13 protein-coding genes are annotated in these 17,398 nt (G+C 70.4%); 12 read left to right on the forward strand and 1 reads right to left on the reverse strand.

Annotated elements, in window-relative coordinates; genetic code table 11:
* Positions 1-22: 22 nt before the first annotated feature.
* Both aspS and SANBI_RS08525 read left to right on the forward strand, forming a co-directional pair.
* Complete coding sequence (gene aspS / locus SANBI_RS08520; RefSeq protein ID WP_056134110.1) at positions 23-1,795, forward strand: aspartate--tRNA ligase; 1,773 nt, start codon at positions 23-25, stop codon at positions 1,793-1,795.
* Positions 1,792-2,625, forward strand: a complete 834-nt coding sequence (locus SANBI_RS08525; RefSeq protein WP_319160792.1) for a GNAT family N-acetyltransferase — start codon at positions 1,792-1,794, stop codon at positions 2,623-2,625. The genes aspS and SANBI_RS08525 overlap by 4 nt, the downstream gene beginning before the upstream one ends.
* A gap of 83 nt (positions 2,626-2,708) precedes the next feature.
* On the opposite strand, the gene SANBI_RS08530 is transcribed toward SANBI_RS08525, so the two are convergent.
* A complete protein-coding gene (locus tag SANBI_RS08530; protein ID WP_319160794.1) occupies positions 2,709-4,931 on the reverse strand; it encodes an MMPL family transporter in 2,223 nt (740 codons plus the stop codon).
* Between the two features lie 125 nt (positions 4,932-5,056).
* On the opposite strand from SANBI_RS08530, the gene SANBI_RS08535 reads away from it, so the two are divergent.
* The 10 genes from SANBI_RS08535 (at position 5,057) to SANBI_RS08580 (ending at position 17,390) form a co-directional block, all read left to right on the forward strand.
* A complete protein-coding gene (locus SANBI_RS08535; protein ID WP_319160796.1) occupies positions 5,057-6,592 on the forward strand; it encodes a replication-associated recombination protein A in 1,536 nt (511 codons plus the stop codon).
* A 220-nt stretch (positions 6,593-6,812) separates the two neighbouring features.
* The gene (rpsD, locus tag SANBI_RS08540) at positions 6,813-7,439 is read left to right on the forward strand and encodes a 30S ribosomal protein S4 (RefSeq protein WP_319160798.1); all 627 of its coding nucleotides are present in this window, start codon (positions 6,813-6,815) and stop codon (positions 7,437-7,439) included.
* A 291-nt stretch (positions 7,440-7,730) separates the two neighbouring features.
* The gene (locus SANBI_RS08545; protein ID WP_319160801.1) at positions 7,731-8,105 is read left to right on the forward strand and encodes a DUF948 domain-containing protein; all 375 of its coding nucleotides are present in this window, start codon (positions 7,731-7,733) and stop codon (positions 8,103-8,105) included.
* Entirely contained in the window at positions 8,105-8,464 is a 360-nt protein-coding gene (locus SANBI_RS08550) for a hypothetical protein (protein ID WP_056132574.1), read from the forward strand. The genes SANBI_RS08545 and SANBI_RS08550 overlap by 1 nt, the downstream gene beginning before the upstream one ends.
* A 246-nt stretch (positions 8,465-8,710) precedes the next feature.
* The gene (gene alaS / locus SANBI_RS08555; RefSeq protein WP_319160806.1) at positions 8,711-11,398 is read left to right on the forward strand and encodes an alanine--tRNA ligase; all 2,688 of its coding nucleotides are present in this window, start codon (positions 8,711-8,713) and stop codon (positions 11,396-11,398) included.
* Positions 11,395-11,898, forward strand: coding sequence for a Holliday junction resolvase RuvX (ruvX, locus tag SANBI_RS08560; RefSeq protein WP_319160808.1), 504 nt, complete (start codon positions 11,395-11,397; stop codon positions 11,896-11,898). The genes alaS and ruvX overlap by 4 nt, the downstream gene beginning before the upstream one ends.
* Before the next feature lie 238 nt (positions 11,899-12,136).
* Positions 12,137-13,303, forward strand: a complete 1,167-nt coding sequence (gene mltG / locus SANBI_RS08565) for an endolytic transglycosylase MltG (protein ID WP_319160810.1) — start codon at positions 12,137-12,139, stop codon at positions 13,301-13,303.
* 158 nt (positions 13,304-13,461) lie between these two features.
* Positions 13,462-14,631 carry an endolytic transglycosylase MltG gene (mltG, locus tag SANBI_RS08570; protein ID WP_319160812.1) on the forward strand — a complete coding sequence of 390 codons (1,170 nt, stop codon included), beginning with the start codon at positions 13,462-13,464 and terminating at the stop codon, positions 14,629-14,631.
* Positions 14,610-15,572, forward strand: coding sequence for a shikimate dehydrogenase (locus SANBI_RS08575; RefSeq protein WP_319160814.1), 963 nt, complete (start codon positions 14,610-14,612; stop codon positions 15,570-15,572). The genes mltG (SANBI_RS08570) and SANBI_RS08575 overlap by 22 nt, the downstream gene beginning before the upstream one ends.
* A gap of 144 nt (positions 15,573-15,716) precedes the next feature.
* Positions 15,717-17,390 carry a GspE/PulE family protein gene (locus tag SANBI_RS08580; RefSeq protein ID WP_319160816.1) on the forward strand — a complete coding sequence of 558 codons (1,674 nt, stop codon included), beginning with the start codon at positions 15,717-15,719 and terminating at the stop codon, positions 17,388-17,390.
* The last annotated feature ends 8 nt before the right edge of the window (positions 17,391-17,398 follow it).

A 17,398-nucleotide genomic window follows, 5' to 3' on the forward strand; every position in this document is an offset into this window, starting at 1 on the left:
CCTACGTCTGAGAGGCTTCTTCGTGCTACGCACCCACACCGCCGGATCGCTGCGCGCCGAGGACATCGGCACGACCGTCACCCTGACCGGGTGGGTCGACCGTCGTCGTGACCACGGAGGCGTCGCCTTCATCGATCTGCGTGATGCGAGCGGTGTGGCCCAGGTCGTCATCCGTGACGAGGCCGTGGCGCACCCGCTGCGCGCCGAGTTCGTCCTGCAGGTGACCGGAGAGGTCTCGCGCCGTCCCGACGGCAACGAGAACACGAACCTCGCGACAGGCCAGATCGAGGTCGTCGCGGCCGAGGTCGTCGTGCTCAACGAGTCCGCGCCGCTGCCCTTCCAGGTGTCCACGGCCCTCGACGGCACGGAGACCATCGGAGAAGAGGCCCGCCTCAAGCACCGCTACCTCGACCTGCGCCGCCCGGCACCCGCCCGGGCCCTGCGTCTGCGCGCCAAGGCCAACGCTGCCGCGCGCCGCGTGCTCGACGCGCAGGAGTTCGTCGAGATCGAGACGCCGACCCTCACCCGGTCGACCCCCGAGGGTGCCCGCGACTTCGTCGTGCCCGCGCGCCTGGCTCCCGGGTCCTGGTACGCGCTGCCGCAGTCCCCGCAGCTGTTCAAGCAGCTGCTCATGGTCGCCGGTATGGAGCGCTACTACCAGATCGCCCGCTGCTACCGCGACGAGGATTTCCGTGCGGACCGTCAGCCGGAGTTCACCCAGCTCGACGTCGAGATGAGCTTTGTCGAGCAGGACGACGTCATCGCCCTCGGCGAGCAGCTGGTCGTCGCCCTCTGGGACCTCATCGGGGTCACGATCCCGACGCCGATCCCGCGGATGACCTTCAAGGACGCGATGGAGCGCTACGGCTCCGACAAGCCGGACCTGCGTTTCGGTCTCGAGCTCGTCGAGCTCACCGAGTACTTCAGCGAGACCCCCTTCCGCGTGTTCCAGGCTCCGTACGTGGGTGCCGTCGTGTTCCCCGGCGGTGCCTCGACGCCCCGCCGTGGCTTCGACGCCTGGCAGGAGTGGGCCAAGCAGCGCGGCGCCAAGGGGCTCGCGTACGTCACCTTCACCGAGGACGGCGAGCTCGGCGGCCCCGTCGCCAAGAACCTGTCGGACTCCGAGCGCGAGGGCCTCGCGGCTGCGACGGGCGCCAAGCCCGGTGACGCCGTGTTCTTCGCCGCCGGCAAGCCGACCGACGCGCGTGCCCTCCTCGGTGCGGCTCGTCTGGAGATCGGCAAGAAGGCCGAGCTCATCGACGAGAGCGCCTGGGCCTTCGTGTGGGTCGTCGACGCCCCGCTGTTCAAGCCCACGGGCGAGGACGACGACGTCGCTGTCGGCGAGGGCGCGTGGACCGCGGTCCACCACGCCTTCACGTCGCCCACCCCCGAGTGGATCGACACCTTCGAGGAGAACCCGGGCGAGGCTCTCGCCTACGCCTACGACATCGTCTGCAACGGCAACGAGATCGGTGGTGGGTCGATCCGTATCCACCGCCGCGACGTCCAGGAGCGCGTCTTCGCGGTCATGGGGATCGGCGAGGAGGAGGCGCAGGAGAAGTTCGGCTTCCTGCTCGACGCCTTCGCCTTCGGCGCACCGCCCCACGGCGGCATCGCCTTCGGCTGGGACCGCATCCTCGCGCTGCTCACGGGCTCGGAGTCGATCCGCGACGTCATCGCCTTCCCGAAGTCCGGTGGCGGCTTCGACCCGCTCACCCAGGCTCCTGCGCCGATCACGGCCCAGCAGCGCAAGGAAGCAGGTGTCGACAGCGTCCCGAAGGCCCCTGTCGAGTGAGGACCGTCGGCTCGCTGCCGACCCCGTGGGACGCGGACCCCTACCTGGTGGGGGAACGCGCTGACGACGAGCTCCACACGCACGCCTGCGACGACGAGGCGTGCGTGCTGGTCCTCGACGGCCACCCGGGTCGGTCGCTCGTCGGCATCGGACGCCCGGAGGCCGTCGCCCGGCTGCTCACGCAGTCGGCGGCGGCCTTCGCCGCGCTCGCGCCGCAGACGCTCACCCTCGCCCGGGGGGCGTGGGAGCTCGTCGACGGCGAGGTCCGCGACCAGCTGGCCGGGCCGTCGACGACGACGTCGGAGTGGGACTGGATGTCGACCCGGACACCGCTGGTCCAGCCCGACGCACCGGTCGTCCTGCCCGACGGACCGGTCGTCCTGCCCGACGGGGCCGGGGCGTCGCGTGAGGTGATGGTCGAGAGGTTCACCCCGGGGCCGGAGACCGACGCGCTCGTGACCGACTGCCTCGACAGGGCGCACCCGATCGCGTCGACCCTGCCCGGCGACCCCAGGCTCACCGGCTGGTGGGGTGTGCGCGAGAGCGAGGACGGGGCCCTCGTCGCGACCGTCGGTGCTCTCGACATCTACCCCGGCGCGCCCGCGCACCTCGTCTCGCTCGGCGTCGACCCTGCGCACCGCGGACGGGGACTGGCCGGTCTCGTGCTCGCAGCAGCCGTCGACGACGGTCTGCGGCGGACGCCTCGTGTCGGCGGTCCGATGGTCCACCTCGGGCTCTACGCGGCGAACGACCGCGCCCGGCGTGTGTACCAGCGGCTCGGGTTCAGCCTCGACCACCAGTTCATGTCGGTGCGGCGCGCTCCAGGCTGAGCCGGCCTGGCGGGCGTCTCAGGGCGAGCAGGTGATGCTGGTGGGGCCTCCGTGCGAGGCCCCACCAGCTCACAGGCTCCCGCTCAGTGGATGATCGCCAGCCGCTCGTGGACCCGCCGCAGCGGAGCCGGAGCCCACCAGTTCCACCGGCCCAGGAGGGTCATGGTCGCCGGGACCAGCAGCATCCGGACGAGGGTCGCGTCGATGAAGACGGCGACGGCCAGCGCGAAGCCCACCTGCTTGATGATCAGCAGGTCGCCGAGCACGAACCCTGCGAAGACCACGATGATGATCGCCGCGGCCGAGGTGATGATCCGGCCCGAGCGCTGGAGCCCCAGGCGCACCGAGGTCTCCGGGTCGACCCCGTCGTCGTAGAGCTCTTTGATCCGCGAGAGCAGGAACACCTCGTAGTCCATCGCGAGCCCGAAGGCGAAGGCCACCACGAGCGCGACGACGAAGGTCTCGATCCCGCCCGTCGACGTGAAGCCGAGCAGACCTGACAGGTGCCCCTCCTGGAACACCCAGACGAGGATCCCCATCGACGCGGAGATCGAGATCGCGTTGGTGAGCAGCGCCTTGAGGGGGATCACCACAGAACCCGTCATGAGGAACAGCAGCACGAAGGTGGCCAGGACGACGATCCCCACGGCCCACCAGACCCTGTCGCCGAGCGCCGAGACGAAGTCCACCTGCGCGGCGGCCTGGCCGGTGACCCACGTGTCGAAGGCGGGGTCGAGGTCACGGATGCTCGTGACGACGTCGACAGCCTGCTCGCCGCCGGCGTCGCCCGACTCGAGGGTCACCCCGACGACGGAGTAGTCACCCTCGGTCGTGGGTGCGCTCACGGTGTCGACACCCTCGATCTCTGCGACGTCGGCGGCCCAGCCCGCGACGTCGGCGGCGGGCGCCTGGGCGACGACCACGATCTCGGGGGAGGTGGTCGAGGGGAACTGCTCGGCGAGCCGCGTGACGAACTGCCGCTGGTCGGAGGACGTGGGTAGCATCTCGATGCCGGAGTTGCGCATCTGCAGCCCGAGGACCGGCGAGGCGAGCCCGAGCAGCACCACGACACACCCGGCAGCCACCCAGGCTGGTCGCCGCTGGACGCGCGCCGCGAGCCTGGAGAACACTCCCTCGTCGGTGTCGACAGCGGCGGTGTGCCGCAGCACGCGGTCTGCGCCCGGGACCTTGGTGAGCAGCCCGGGCCGGACCAGACGACGACCGGCGAGCCTGAGCAGCGCCGGCACGAGGGTGAGGGCTGTCGCGACAGCCACGAGGATGATCGAGAGCCCGCCAGCACCGATGGCCCGCAGGATGTCGGGGCGGAAGACCATGAGCCCGGCGATCGAGATGGCGACGGTCAGCGCCGAGAAGGCGACAGTGCGTCCTGCTGTGGCCATCGTGCGGACCAGCGCGTCGGCGACCCGGGTGTCTTTGCGGCTGCGACGTCGTGGTGCGTCCGCGGCCTCGGTGCCCTCGAGGCTGTCGAGGCGGGTGAGCTCTTCACGGAACCGCGAGACGATCAGGAGGCCGTAGTCGATCGACAGCCCGAGCCCGAGGACCGTGACGACGTTGACGATCGAGGCGTCGACCTCCATGAGGTACGAGAGCCCGAGCAGCACACCGAGCCCGGTGCCGATCGAGGCGAGTGCACCAGCCATGGGCATGGCCGCGGCGAGGAACCCGCCGAAGACGAGGACCATGATGAGCAGCGCCACCGGGAGCGCGACGGCCTCGCCCGTCGCGAGGTCTTGCTCGACCTGGTGGGTGATCGCATCGATGACGAGCGATGTGGACCCGACAAGACCTGTCGCGGCGGGCTCGAGCCCCTGGAGGGCCGCGGTCGTCGCGTCCAGGGCGGTGACCACCGCGGTGACGGACGCGGAGGCCTCGTCCTCGCTCAGGGTCGGGTCGAGCGAGACGATCACCACGAAGCCGTCGCCGTCGGCTGCGGTCAGCAGCTTCCCGGCGTCGCTCGTCGGGCCGTCAGGCAGCGAGACCGGGTCGAGGACGGTCTCGACCCCGTCGACCGCGAGCACGGCGGCGAGGGCGGGCTGCAGTGCCTCCGCCACACCGTCGGTCGTCGGAGGCAGACCGTCGACGATGAGCGTCACGTCTTCGCCGTCGTCGCCGATCGCCGCGAGGATCTCCTGACCCTGCGAGCTCTCCGACCCGGCGACCGTCGGGTCGCCCGTCGTGAGCCTGGAGAACAGGCTCTCGCCGTGCACCCCGAAGAGCGCGAGCGCGATGCCCAGGACCGTCAGCACGGCCCAGACGGAGATGGTGGTGCGGGGGTGGTCGCTCACGCGACGTCCTAGGTTCTCGAACACGCTGGCCAGCATCCCATCCCGGAGGGGTCGAGGGCTACGCGAGAGGTCTGCGGCGTGCGGGGTCGACCGCCGGCGTCGGTGGGAGCGCCTAGGCTGGAGCCATGGACCTGTTCGACTCGACGACGCAGGACGTGAGCGGTGTCCCGAGGGTCGGTTCCGGGTCTCCGCTCGCCGTCCGCATGCGCCCGGCCTCCCTCGCCGAGGTCGCCGGGCAGAAGCACCTGCTCGTCCAGGGGTCGCCGCTGCGCAGGCTCGTCGAGCCCGCCGACGACTCCTCCCGACGTGCCGCACCGGGCTCGGTGATCCTCTGGGGTCCGCCCGGCACCGGCAAGACGACGCTCGCGTACCTCATCGCGACCAGCTCTGGGCGGCGCTTCGTCGAGCTCTCGGCTGTGACCGCGGGTGTCAAGGACGTCCGCTCGGTGATCGAGGACGCCCGACGGCGGCTCGCGACCGGGGGGTCTGAGACGGTCCTGTTCATCGACGAGGTGCACAGGTTCTCGAAGTCGCAGCAGGACGCGCTGCTGCCGAGCGTCGAGAACCGCTGGGTCACGCTCGTGGCGGCCACGACCGAGAACCCGAGCTTCTCGGTCAACTCCCCGCTGCTCTCCCGCTCCCTGCTGCTGACCCTCCAGCCGTTGACGACCGACGACGTGCGGGTGCTCGTCCGGCGGGCTGTCGCCGACGAGCGGGGGCTCGGCGGGACCGTCACCCTCGACGACGACGCCGAGGACCACCTGCTGCGGCTCGCCGGGGGAGACGCTCGCAAGGCGCTGACGATCCTCGAGGCGGCCGCCGGGGCTGCGCTCTCCGACCACGACAGGACCGACGCGGTCGTCGCTGGTGAGGCCTCCGAGCAGGCCGGGGCGGACGAGGGCCTCGGCACCGAGGCCGAGAGCCTCGACGCCGCAGACCTCCGCGCCGGGCATTCGGCAGAGCCGGCGGAGGGTGGTCAGGACGCTGACACCAGCCCGGACGTCGTCGCCGACCCGCCCGTGACCGTCGACCTCGCGACGATGGAACGCGCGATCGACGTGGCCGCCGTCCGCTACGACCGGGACGGCGACCAGCACTACGACGTCATCAGCGCGTTCATCAAGTCCATGCGCGGCTCCGACGTCGACGCCTCGCTGCACTATCTCGCCCGGATGATCGCTGCGGGGGAGGACCCGCGGTTCATCGCGCGGCGCATCGTCATCGCCGCGGCCGAAGAGGTCGGCATGGCAGACCCGAGCGCCTTGCAGACCGCGACGGCCGCGGCGAACGCTGTCGCGCTCATCGGCATGCCCGAGGCGCGGATCATCCTCGCCGAGGCTGTCGTGCACATCGCGTCGGCCCCGAAGTCCAACGCGGCCTACACGGCGATCGACGCTGCCCTCGCCGACGTCAGGGCCGGCAAGGTGGGCACGGTCCCGCCGCACCTGCGGGACGCCCACTACTCGGGGGCCAAGGCTCTCGGGCACGGGCAGAGCTACAGGTACGCCCACGACGCCCCGCACGCCGTCGCCACCCAGCAGTACCTCCCGGACGACCTCGTCGGTACGACGTACTACAGGCCGAGCGACCGTGGCTTCGAGCGGTCGGTGTCGGAGCGCATGGAGCGGGTCAAGAAGATCTTGCGCGGCGAACCGGGCTGAGGAGGTCGTCTCGTCCCTCCGACCTCTCCGACCACTCCGGCCGGAGCTGCCCGTCCCCGGTGCTAGACTTCTCAGGTTGCCCTCTGGGGCGACCGCCTGGGACCTCGGCCCGGTGAGACCCGCTCGAGCACGATCGTGGGTCTCCGTCGGCTGGTCCCGCACGCTGCTGCACCGCAGCGGCGTGTGATCGACATCCACGACAGGAACGGAAAAACTCTCTATGTCTTCAGTGACCCGTTCGCGCCGCCAGGTCCGCCTGAGCCGCGCGCTGGGCATCGCGCTCACCCCGAAGGCCGTCAAGCACTTCGAGAAGCGCCCCTACCCGCCCGGCGAGCACGGCCGTGCCCGCCGCCGCACCGAGTCGGACTACGCGGTCCGTCTTCGTGAGAAGCAGCGTCTGCGCGCCCAGTACGGCCTCCGCGAGAAGCAGATGGCCCGTGCGTTCGAGGACGCTCGCAAGGCTCCGGGTCTGACCGGTGAGGCTCTCGTCGAGATCCTCGAGACCCGCCTCGACGCCCTCGTGCTCCGTTCGGGCTTCGCCCGTACGACGCTCCAGGCCCGCCAGGCCGTGGTCCACCGCCACATCCTCGTCGACGGCAAGATCGTCGACCGCCCCTCGTTCAAGGTGAAGCCGGGCCAGACGGTCCAGGTCAAGCCGAAGAGCCAGGCCATGACGCCGTTCCAGGTCGCCGCTGCCGGTGCCCACCGCGACGTCCTCCCGGCCGTCCCGCCGTACCTCACGGTCTCCCTCGAGAAGCTCTCCTTCGTGCTCTCGCGTGCACCGAAGCGTGTCGAGGTCCCCGTGACCTGCGAGGTCCAGCTGGTCGTCGAGCACTACTCGCGCTGACCCGCACCTGCTCCATCCACGACGCCCCGTCCGCAGACTCTGCGGGCGGGGCGTCGTGCATCCAGGCGCAGGTGGGGGAGCTGCGCCGGCCCACGTGCCTGCTCCTGGTCTGCCCTGGTGCCGCCGGGGCAGCATGGCGCCGGGCAGCCTGCCTCGCGCACAGGTGCTCGCATGGATCGGACCGCCGTGGGCGGGTAAGGTCGCACCAGCCAACAGGCGGGTGGGGGCAAGGCCCCTGGTCGTCTTCGTCCCGGGTCCGGAGCGGCCCGGAGAACAGTGCAGGAGTACTCAGTGATCGGTGACATCGCAGGACTCATCGCGGCCGTCGCGTTCGTCGCTCTCGTCGGGCTGCTCGCCGTCCCGCTCGTCAAGCTCGGCAAGGTCTTCGACACCACGACCGAGAGCATCAAGGACCTGACCGCGCACTCGGTCCCGATCCTCGACGAGTCTGCGCAGACCGTCGCGAGCGCCAACTCCCAGCTGGTCAAGGTCGACACCATCACGACGTCTGCGGCCGAGGTCAGCCAGAACGTCTCAGCGCTCACGGGCCTGTACGCGGCAGCCTTCGGGGCGCCTGTCGTCAAGGTCGCCGCCTTCTCCTACGGGGTGCGCAAGGCCTTCGGCCAGGCCGCCTCGAAGGTCCGCGGCGCCGGGAAGGACAGCTGATGTCGCGGCTGTTCTGGCTCGGGACCGGGGTCGCGCTCACCGTGGTCGTGGTCGTCAAGGGCCGCCAGGTGGTCCGCCGCTACGCACCGGCGACCCTGGTCGACCAGGCGACCGCGACAGCCCAGGCGACGGGCGTCAGGCTGTCCGAGGCAGCCTCGGCGTTCCTCGACGACTTCCGCGCTGCGCGCGACGAGCGTGCCGAGCAGCTGAGCGACTCGCTGCTGGCCCGCACGCAGGGCTCGGTCGACGACCTCCGCGCCCGTCGCGACGCCTCACGTCCTGCTCCCGGGCACCGCGCACCGGGTCGCCACCGCGACCTGGACGACCCCGAGGACGACGAGCTCGGCTACTCGTTCTGACGCTCTGAGGACCCACGCAGGTCTCTTCGCGCAGCTGCCGTCCTCGATGGCACCGATGGCACCGAGGACGCCGCTGTCGTGCGGTCCGCTGCACGACCCTCCGGCGCCCTGTGGCGCCCCACCCTGCTCTGCCCTCCAGCGCCCTGCCTCGTCAGAGCACGCACGGAGACTAAGATTGATCGACGCCCGTCTGCGGCACGACCTCGTCGTGCCGTCCGCCGCCCCATCGCCCAGCCAGAGGACTTCATGCGCACCGCCGAGATTCGCCAGCGTTGGCTCACCTACTTCGCCGACCGCGGGCACACCGTGGTCCCGTCGGCGTCCCTGATCTCGCCGGACCCGTCGACGCTCTTCACGATCGCCGGCATGGTGCCGTTCATCCCGTACATGACCGGGCAGCAGACGGCTCCGTGGAAGCGGGCGACGAGCGTGCAGAAGTGCGTGCGCACCCTCGACATCGAAGAGGTCGGCAAGACGACCCGGCACGGCACGTTCTTCCAGATGAACGGCAACTTCTCCTTCGGGGACTACTTCAAGGAAGAGGCCATCGCCTACGCCTGGGACTTCATCACGGGCTCGGTCGACGACGGCAAGCTCGGCTTCGACCCCGAGCTCGTGTGGGTGACGGTCTTCCACGAGGACGACGAGGCCCGGGAGATCTGGAAGCGCGTGGCAGGTCTGCCGGACGAGCGCATCCAGTCCCGCGGCATGCGTGACAACTTCTGGTCCACGGGCGCCCGTGGACCGGCCGGGCCCTGCTCGGAGATCTACATCGACCGCGGACCCGAGTACGGCGCCGAGGGTGGCCCCGTCGTCGACGAAGACCGCTACATCGAGATCTGGAACCTCGTCTTCATGCAGTTCGAGCGTGCCGACGGCGGCACCAAGGACGACTTCCCGATCATCGGCCCGCTCGCCTCGCGCAACATCGACACCGGCATGGGCCTCGAGCGCGTCGCGTTCCTGCTCCAGGGCGTCGACAACATGTACGAGATCGACGAGGTCTTCCCGGTCATCCAGGTGGCCCAGGAGCTCTCGGGCAAGGCCTACGGGGCTGTCGAGGACGACGACGTGCGCATGCGTGTCGTCGCCGACCACATCCGTTCTGCCGTGATGCTCATCGGCGACGGCATCCGCCCCTCGAACGAGGGCCGCGGCTACGTGCTGCGCCGCCTGATCCGTCGCTCGGTGCGCGCCATGCGCCTGCTCGGCGTGGACGAGCCCGCTCTGCCCGCCCTCGTGCCAGCCAGCATCGAGGTCATGAAGGCCTCGTACCCCGAGCTCGGTGAGAACTTCGACCGCATCACCTCGATCGCCTACGCCGAGGAAGAGGCCTTCCGCCGCACCCTCACGGCGGGCACGACCATCCTCGAGAACGCTGTCGGCTCGGCGCTCTCCTCGGCGGGTCCGGGCAAGGCGGTCCTCGGCGGTGCCGAGGCCTTCCAGCTGCACGACACCTACGGCTTCCCGATCGACCTGACCCTCGAGATGGCCTCGGAGCACGGGGTCGCCGTCGACGAGACCGCGTTCAGGTCGCTCATGCAGGCGCAGCGTTCGCGTGCCCGTGCCGACGCTCTCGCCAAGCGGACGGGTGGCGCCGACAAGGCGGCCTACGAGACGCTCCAGAGCGGTCTGGGTGCTCCTGTCGAGTTCCTCGGCTACACCGACACAACGGCTCGTGCCTCCGTCGTCGGTCTCATCGTCGACGGCGTCCCCGGGCCCGTCGCGACGGCCCCGGCCTCGGTCGAGGTCATCCTCGACCGCACACCCTTCTACGCGGAGGCCGGTGGCCAGCTCGCCGACCAGGGCACCATCGTGCTCGACGGTGGCGCGACCATCGAGGTCGACGACGTCCAGGCGCCCATCAAGGGCCTGTCGGTGCACCGCGGCCGCGTGGTCGACGGCACGGTGACGATGGGGGAGTCGGGCACCGCGACGATCGACACCGCGCGCCGCAAGGCGATCAGCCGTGCGCACTCCGCGACGCACATGATCCACAAGGCGCTCCAGGAGTCGCTCGGCAAGGACGCGACCCAGGCCGGGTCGGAGAACGCCCCGAGCCGTATCCGCTTCGACTTCAGGTCGAGCCAGGCTGTGCCCCAGGGCGCGCTGGCCGAGATCGAGGAGCGGGTCAACACCCAGCTCGCGGAGGACCTCGAGGTCACCGAGCAGATCATGAACATCGACGAGGCCCGTGCGCTCGGCGCGATGGCCCTCTTCGGCGAGAAGTACGGCGACAGGGTCCGTGTGGTCTCGATCGGCGGCGACTGGTCGCGCGAGCTCTGCGCGGGCACGCACGTGAAGCGCTCCGGGCAGCTCGGCCTGGTGACCCTGCTCGGCGAGGCGTCGATCGGCTCGGGCGTCCGCCGCGTGGACGCCCTCGTCGGTGACGGTGCCTACGGCTTCCAGGCCAAGGAGCACGCTCTCGTCGGGCAGCTCACGGGCATGCTCAACGTCCGCACGGAGGAGCTCCCGGACCGCGTCGGCGGTCTCATCACGCGCCTCAAGGAGGCCGAGAAGGAGCTTGCCGCGGTCCGTCAGGGGCAGCTGCTCGCTGCTGCGGGTCAGCTCGCCGCCTCGGCCGAGGTGGTCGGTGACGCCCGCGTCGTGACCCACGACGCCGGGGAGGTGGCCTCGGCCGACGACCTGCGCGCCCTCGCCCTCGACGTCCGCGGTCGCCTCGGCGAGGCTGCGCCGACTGTCGTCGCGGTCGCCGGTGTGAGCAAGGACCGTCCGCTGGTCGTCGTCGTGACGAACGCCACCGCACGTGAGCGTGGCCTCAAGGCTGGTGCCTTCGTCAAGGCAGCCTCGGGTGTCCTCGGTGGTGGCGGCGGCGGCAAGGACGACATGGCGCAGGGTGGTGGCCAGGACGTCACCGCCGTGCCAGCCGCGCTGGCCGGTCTGCGCGACGGCGTCGCGGCGCAGCTGGCGTGAGCGACGAGGAGGCGCTCGAGCGCGGCGCACGCCTGTGCGTCGACGTGGGGAGCGTGCGCGTCGGGGTCGCCGTGAGCGACCCCGACGGGCTCATCGCGACCCCCGTCGAGACGCTCCCGCGCGACCTCGTCACGGTGACCAAGAACCCTGCTGCCGTGCCGACAGATCTTGCGGTCCTCGCGGAGCAGGTGGTCGAGCGCGGTGTGAAGGTTGTGTACGTCGGGCTCCCACGGCACCTTTCGGGCGCCGAGGGTGCAGCGTCGGCCTCGGCACGTGCGTACGCTGTCCAGGTCGCTCGTCTCGTCGCACCGGTCCCGGTGCGTCTGGTCGACGAGCGGATGAGCACGGTGTCGGCGCACCAGGCGCTGCACGCCTCTGGTCGGGCCGGCCGCAAGCACCGGGCCGTGGTCGACCAGGTGGCTGCCGTGGTGATCTTGCAGTCCGCGCTCGACTTCGAGCGCGGGTCGCAGCGTCGTCCGGGTGAGCTCGTCGAGGTCTGAGCCTGACCGGGTGGTGACCGCTGAGAGGCGGTGACCGCGTACCGCGGCCCTGAGGTCGATCCGACGGGCGGACCGAGCAGGAGTCACGACGCGGGCGACCGCGGTGACCTCGGTGCGGCGGAGACCAGGCACGGCCAGGACGACGGCAGCACGACGCAGTGACGGCACAGCGACTGTGCAGGCTGTGCGACGACGGCGCGACGACGAGCACGACACGAGAGAAGAGAGAGCGACCAGCGTGGACGAGCGGGGCACGGAGGGGCCAGGCACGGCGACCGGCGACGGTGCGGTGCCCTCTCGGCGCGACGCCCAGCGGGCCGAGCGTGCTGCTGCGGCCCGGCACCGTCAGCGCGTGCTCCTCTCGGTCCTGGTCGGCATCCTCGTGGTCGGCGCGGTCTTCTACGTCATGTGGACCCGTGGGGCCGACATGTTCTCCGCCGACGAGCAGCCGACGCTGGTCGCGACGACGCAGGCGCCTGTCGAGGACTTCCCGGGGCCTGGCGGGGAACCTGTCCAGGTGACGGTCGCCGCAGACGTCACGCCCGAGGTGCTCGGTGCGTCGCTGGTGGATGCCGGGGTCGTCAGCTCGGTCGAGGTCTTCGTCGCTGCCTACGGGGAGAACCCCGACGCGGCGAGCATCGCCCCGGGGACCTACAACGTCTTCCGGCAGATGCGCGCCGCCGACGCGATCACGGCGCTCCTGGACCCGGAGAACCTCGCCGACCTCACCGTCGAGGTGACGGCGGGGCTGACCGTGCCCGAGATCAAGACCGAGCTCGCCCGCATCACCGGTGTCTCCGTGGCGCAGCTCGACGAGGCCTTCGCCGACGTCGCCGGCACGGGTCTGCCTGCCGAGGCCGGAGGGGTCTACGAAGGCTGGATCGCCCCGGGGACCTACCACTTCACCCTCGGCACGACGCCGGTCGAGATGATCCGGGCGATGATCGCCTCGACCGTCTCGACCCTGGACGCTGCGGGCGTCGCCCCTGAGGACCGCCTCGCGGTCTTGACCCTCGGCTCCCTGGTCGAGGAGGAGCAGGTGCTCCCCACGGACCAGGCGGCCGTCGCCGGGGTGCTCTCCAACCGGGTCGAGAGCGACACGGTGCTGCAGCGGGACTCGACGGTCCGCTACGCGCTCGGCCTCGCCGACGACGACCCGGTGACCCAGGAAGACCGCGAGACCGACCTCCCGTACAACACGTACCTGCACGTCGGTCTGCCGCCCTCGCCCATCTCGACCGTGAGCCCGGAGGCCCTCCAGGCGGCCGTCGCGCCGGCCGAGACCACGGCCCGGTACTTCGTCGTCGTCGACCCCGTCGCGAAGGTCGTGGAGTTCTCCGACACGTACACCGAGTACCAGGACAGCCTCAAGGCGTTGCAGGCGTGGCGGGACGCGAACGCCTGAGCCCAGCCTGGCCGGAGCGCGCAGGACGTATCCTGAGGGTGCGGGCGCGGCCCGCCGACGGGTTGACGTCAGATGTCAATCTGTGGCGTGGTGCAGTAGGTTGTCAGATTGTCTGTGGGGGCGCAGGACATTCGTCATGACAGTGGAGGCTCCATCCGGTGAACGATCTCTTCGAAGGACCCGCCGTCTCTGAGCAGCCGGAGGACGAGCGACAGCTCTCCAGGGCTCAGAAGCGGGCGCTGCGCGAAGCACGTCGCCGTGCCGCGAAGCGCCGTCGGCGCGCCCTGGTCGCCGTGGTCCTCTCCCTCGCCGTGCTCGGTGGCATCGGCTACGTCGTGTGGGACCGCGGAGGAGACTTCTTCTCCGGGCTCAACCCGCTGAGCCGCGACGAGGCAGCCCAGGACTTCCCCGGGCCCGGCACAGGCTCTGTCCAGGTGACTGTGGCGCAGGGCGCGACGGGGACCGCGATCGGTCAGGCTCTGCTCGACGCCAACGTCGTGGCCTCGGTGCCGGCCTTCGTCTCCGCGTACACCGCCAACCCTGCTGCAGGCTCGATCCAGCCGGGTACCTACACGCTGCGCGAGGAGATGCCCGCTGCGCGTGCTGTCGAGTTCTTGCTCGACACCGGGAACCGCTCGGACTTCCTCGTCGACCAGCGCCCCGGGTACAGCGTCGCCACGACGGTCACCAAGCTGTCTGAGGTCACCGGGATCCCTGAGGCCGACTTCGAGACGGCGATGGCTGACGTCGCTGCGACCGGTCTGCCTGCCGAGGCCGGCGGCAGCTACGAGGGCTGGCTCGCGCCCAAGCAGTACCAGTTCGGTGAAGACACTGCGCCGACCGAGATGGTCGCCGAGATGGTCGCCGGGACCGTGGCGACCCTCGACGAGCTCGGCGTCCCTGCGGCAGACCGCCAGCAGGTGCTCACCGAGGCCTCGATCGTCCAGCAGGAGTCGGGCAACATCAGCGCAGAAGACCAGGCGCTCGTCGCCGGGGTCATCAACAACCGCATCGAAGACGGCATGCGCCTGCAGATGGACTCGACGATCCACTACCTCGTGGGTACCTCGGCGGACGCGACGACCACGTCAGACCAGCGCGCGATCGACTCTCCGTACAACACGTACCTCAACACCGGCCTGCCGCCGACGGCGATCGCGGCGCCCAGCCGCACGTCGATCGAGGCCGTGCTGAACGCACCGGAGACGGACTACCTCTACTTCGTCACGGTGAACCCCGACACGGGCGAGACGAAGTTCGCTGAGACGAACGACGAGCACAACGTGAACCGCAGGGAGTACCAGGCATGGCTGGACGCCCGCCAGTAAGATCTCGCGCCGCAGTCCTCGGGCACCCGATCGGGCACTCGCTCTCGCCTGTCCTCCACCGGGCGGCGTACGAGTCGCTGGGGCTCGACGACTGGGGCTATGAGGCCGTCGACGTCACCGAGGACACGCTGGAGTCCTTCCTCGCAGGTCTCGACGACTCGTGGAAGGGGCTCAGCCTGACGATGCCCCTCAAGCAGACCGTGATGGGGATGCTCGACCACGTCGATGCTCTCGCCGTCGTGACGGGTGCCGTCAACACCGTCGTCTTCCAGGGGGCTGGTGCCTCGCGGACGCTGGTGGGCGCGAACACCGACGTCTACGGCCTCGTCGCTGCTCTGCGTGAGGGCGGTTCGCAGACGGGCTCGCGCGGAGGCGACGACGGGCACGGGCACCCGGTCGCCGGGGCCAGCTCCGCAGCCTCGTCCAGCGCAGCCGCGAGCACTGGTGGCACGCAGGACCTCGGTCCGCGGAGTGCTGTCGTCCTCGGTGCCGGTGCGACGGCGGCCTCGACCCTCGCGGCTCTCGCTGAGCTCGGCATCCCGACAGCCGACGTGTACGTCCGCTCGCTCGGGCGCACCGGCGACCTGCAGCGCGCAGCGCACCGCATGGGCCTCGTGCCCCGCTTCCACCCGATCACCGAGGCCGCGGCTGCGGCCGTGCGAGCCGACGTCGTCGTCTCGACGCTCCCCGCGCACGGGGCAGACGCCGTCGCGGAGGAGATCCTCGCACTGGGTCAGCCTGTGCACGGCGTCCTGCTGGACGTCGCGTACGACCCGCGCGTCACGGCGCTCTCTGCAGCCTGGCGCGACGCCGGTGGTACGGCCGTCCCCGGGCAGCGCATGCTGCTGCACCAGGCGGCCGAGCAGGTGCGGCTCATGACCGGGCACGTCGCGCCGGTCCAGGCGATGGACGACGCGCTCGAGGCGGCCCTCGCACACTGATTGCCGGCTGTCGGCCCTCGACCGTGTCTCATCGTCAGGGTGACGTGCGCTACTCCTGCTCAAGGTCGGTCCTCGTCGTGCCGAGACACCTTTCACGTCAAGACTGCCGCGGGACCTCCTGCGGCAGCGAGGTGAGGAGTGGTCATGAAGCAGCTCGGAGAGATCCTGCTCGAGGAAGGACTCGTCAGCGAGGCCCAGCTGATGGCAGCCCTCGACGAGCAGGTGGTCCGCGGCACCAGCCTCGGTCGTGTCCTCGTCGAGCTCGGTGTGCTGTCCGAGGGGCAGCTCGTCTCGGCGCTGGCCGCGCAGGTCGGCATGCAGTTCGTCGACCTCGACACCTTCCCCGTCGACCGCGCGGCTGTCGGCCGGCTCACCGGAGCGGTCTGCCGTCGGTACACGGTGCTGCCGATCGCCTTCGAGGGCGACGCGATCGTGCTCGCCATGGCCGACCCCGGCAACGTCCTCGCGGTCGACGACGTCCGCTCCTCGACCGGCATGCAGGTGCTGCCCGTCGTCGCCACGCACGAAGACCTCTCGCGCGCGATCGACAGGTTCGTCCGCGCCGACGACGAGATGGACAACCTCACGAGCGCCTTCACCGAGGAGATGCGCACCGACGACGTCGACCTCACCAAGATCGGCGACTCGGTCGACGACGACGCACCGATCGTGCGGTACGTGAACCTCATCGTCACGCAGGCCATCACCGACCGGGCCTCCGACATCCACATCGAGCCGAGCGAGCACGACCTGCGGGTGCGGTACAGGATCGACGGTGTGCTCCACGAGATGCAGCGGTCGCCCAAGAACATCACCGGGGGAGTGGTCTCCCGGGTGAAGATCCTCTCCGACATCGACATCGCAGAACGCCGCAAGCCTCAAGACGGCCGCATGTCCGTCACGCACAACGGCCGCAAGATCGACCTCCGTGTCGCGACCCTGCCGACGGTGTGGGGCGAGAAGATCGTCATGCGTATCCTCGACAACTCGACCGCCAGCCTGGACCTGCGCGACCTGTCCTTCGGCGACGAGAACTACGAGGTCTACTCCGAGGCGTACAACAAGCCCTACGGCATGATCCTCGTGACCGGGCCGACAGGGTCGGGCAAGTCGACCACCCTGTACGCGACGCTCAACGCCGTGTCCAAGCCGGAGATCAACGTCATCACCGTCGAAGACCCCGTCGAGTACCGCCTGCCTGGCATCAACCAGGTGCAGGTGAACCCCAAGGCCGGTCTGACCTTCGCCGGGGCGCTGCGGTCCATCCTGCGCTCCGACCCCGACGTCGTGCTGCTCGGTGAGATCCGCGACCACGAGACGGCGCAGATCGCCATCGAGGCCGCGCTCACAGGTCACCTCGTGCTCTCGACCCTGCACACCAACGACGCACCGTCGGCGATCACGCGCCTCGTCGAGATGGGGATCGAGCCGTTCCTCGTCGGGTCGGCGATCGACTGCATCGTGGCTCAGAGGCTCGCGCGGCGGCTGTGCGGGAAGTGCAAGGAGCCCTACGAGCCGAGCGACGTGGAGCTCGTCGCGGCGCGGTTCCCGTGGGCGGAGGGGGAGGCGAAGCCTGTGCTGCACAGGCCGCTAGGGTGCACGTCGTGCTCGGGGACGGGATACCGAGGGCGGCTCGCGCTCCACGAGGTCATGCGTGTCACGGAGGAGATCGAACGTCACGCCGTCGCGCGGTCATCGGCAGCAGAGATCGCGAAGACCGCCATCTCACAGGGCATGCACAGCCTTCGCGACGACGGATGGATGAAGGTCGCCGCAGGGCAGACGTCGATCGAGGAGATCCTCCGCGTCGTGGCTTAAGTCGGTCG

Source organism: Sanguibacter biliveldensis (assembly GCF_033798665.1).
Lineage (GTDB): Bacteria > Actinomycetota > Actinomycetes > Actinomycetales > Cellulomonadaceae > Sanguibacter > Sanguibacter inulinus.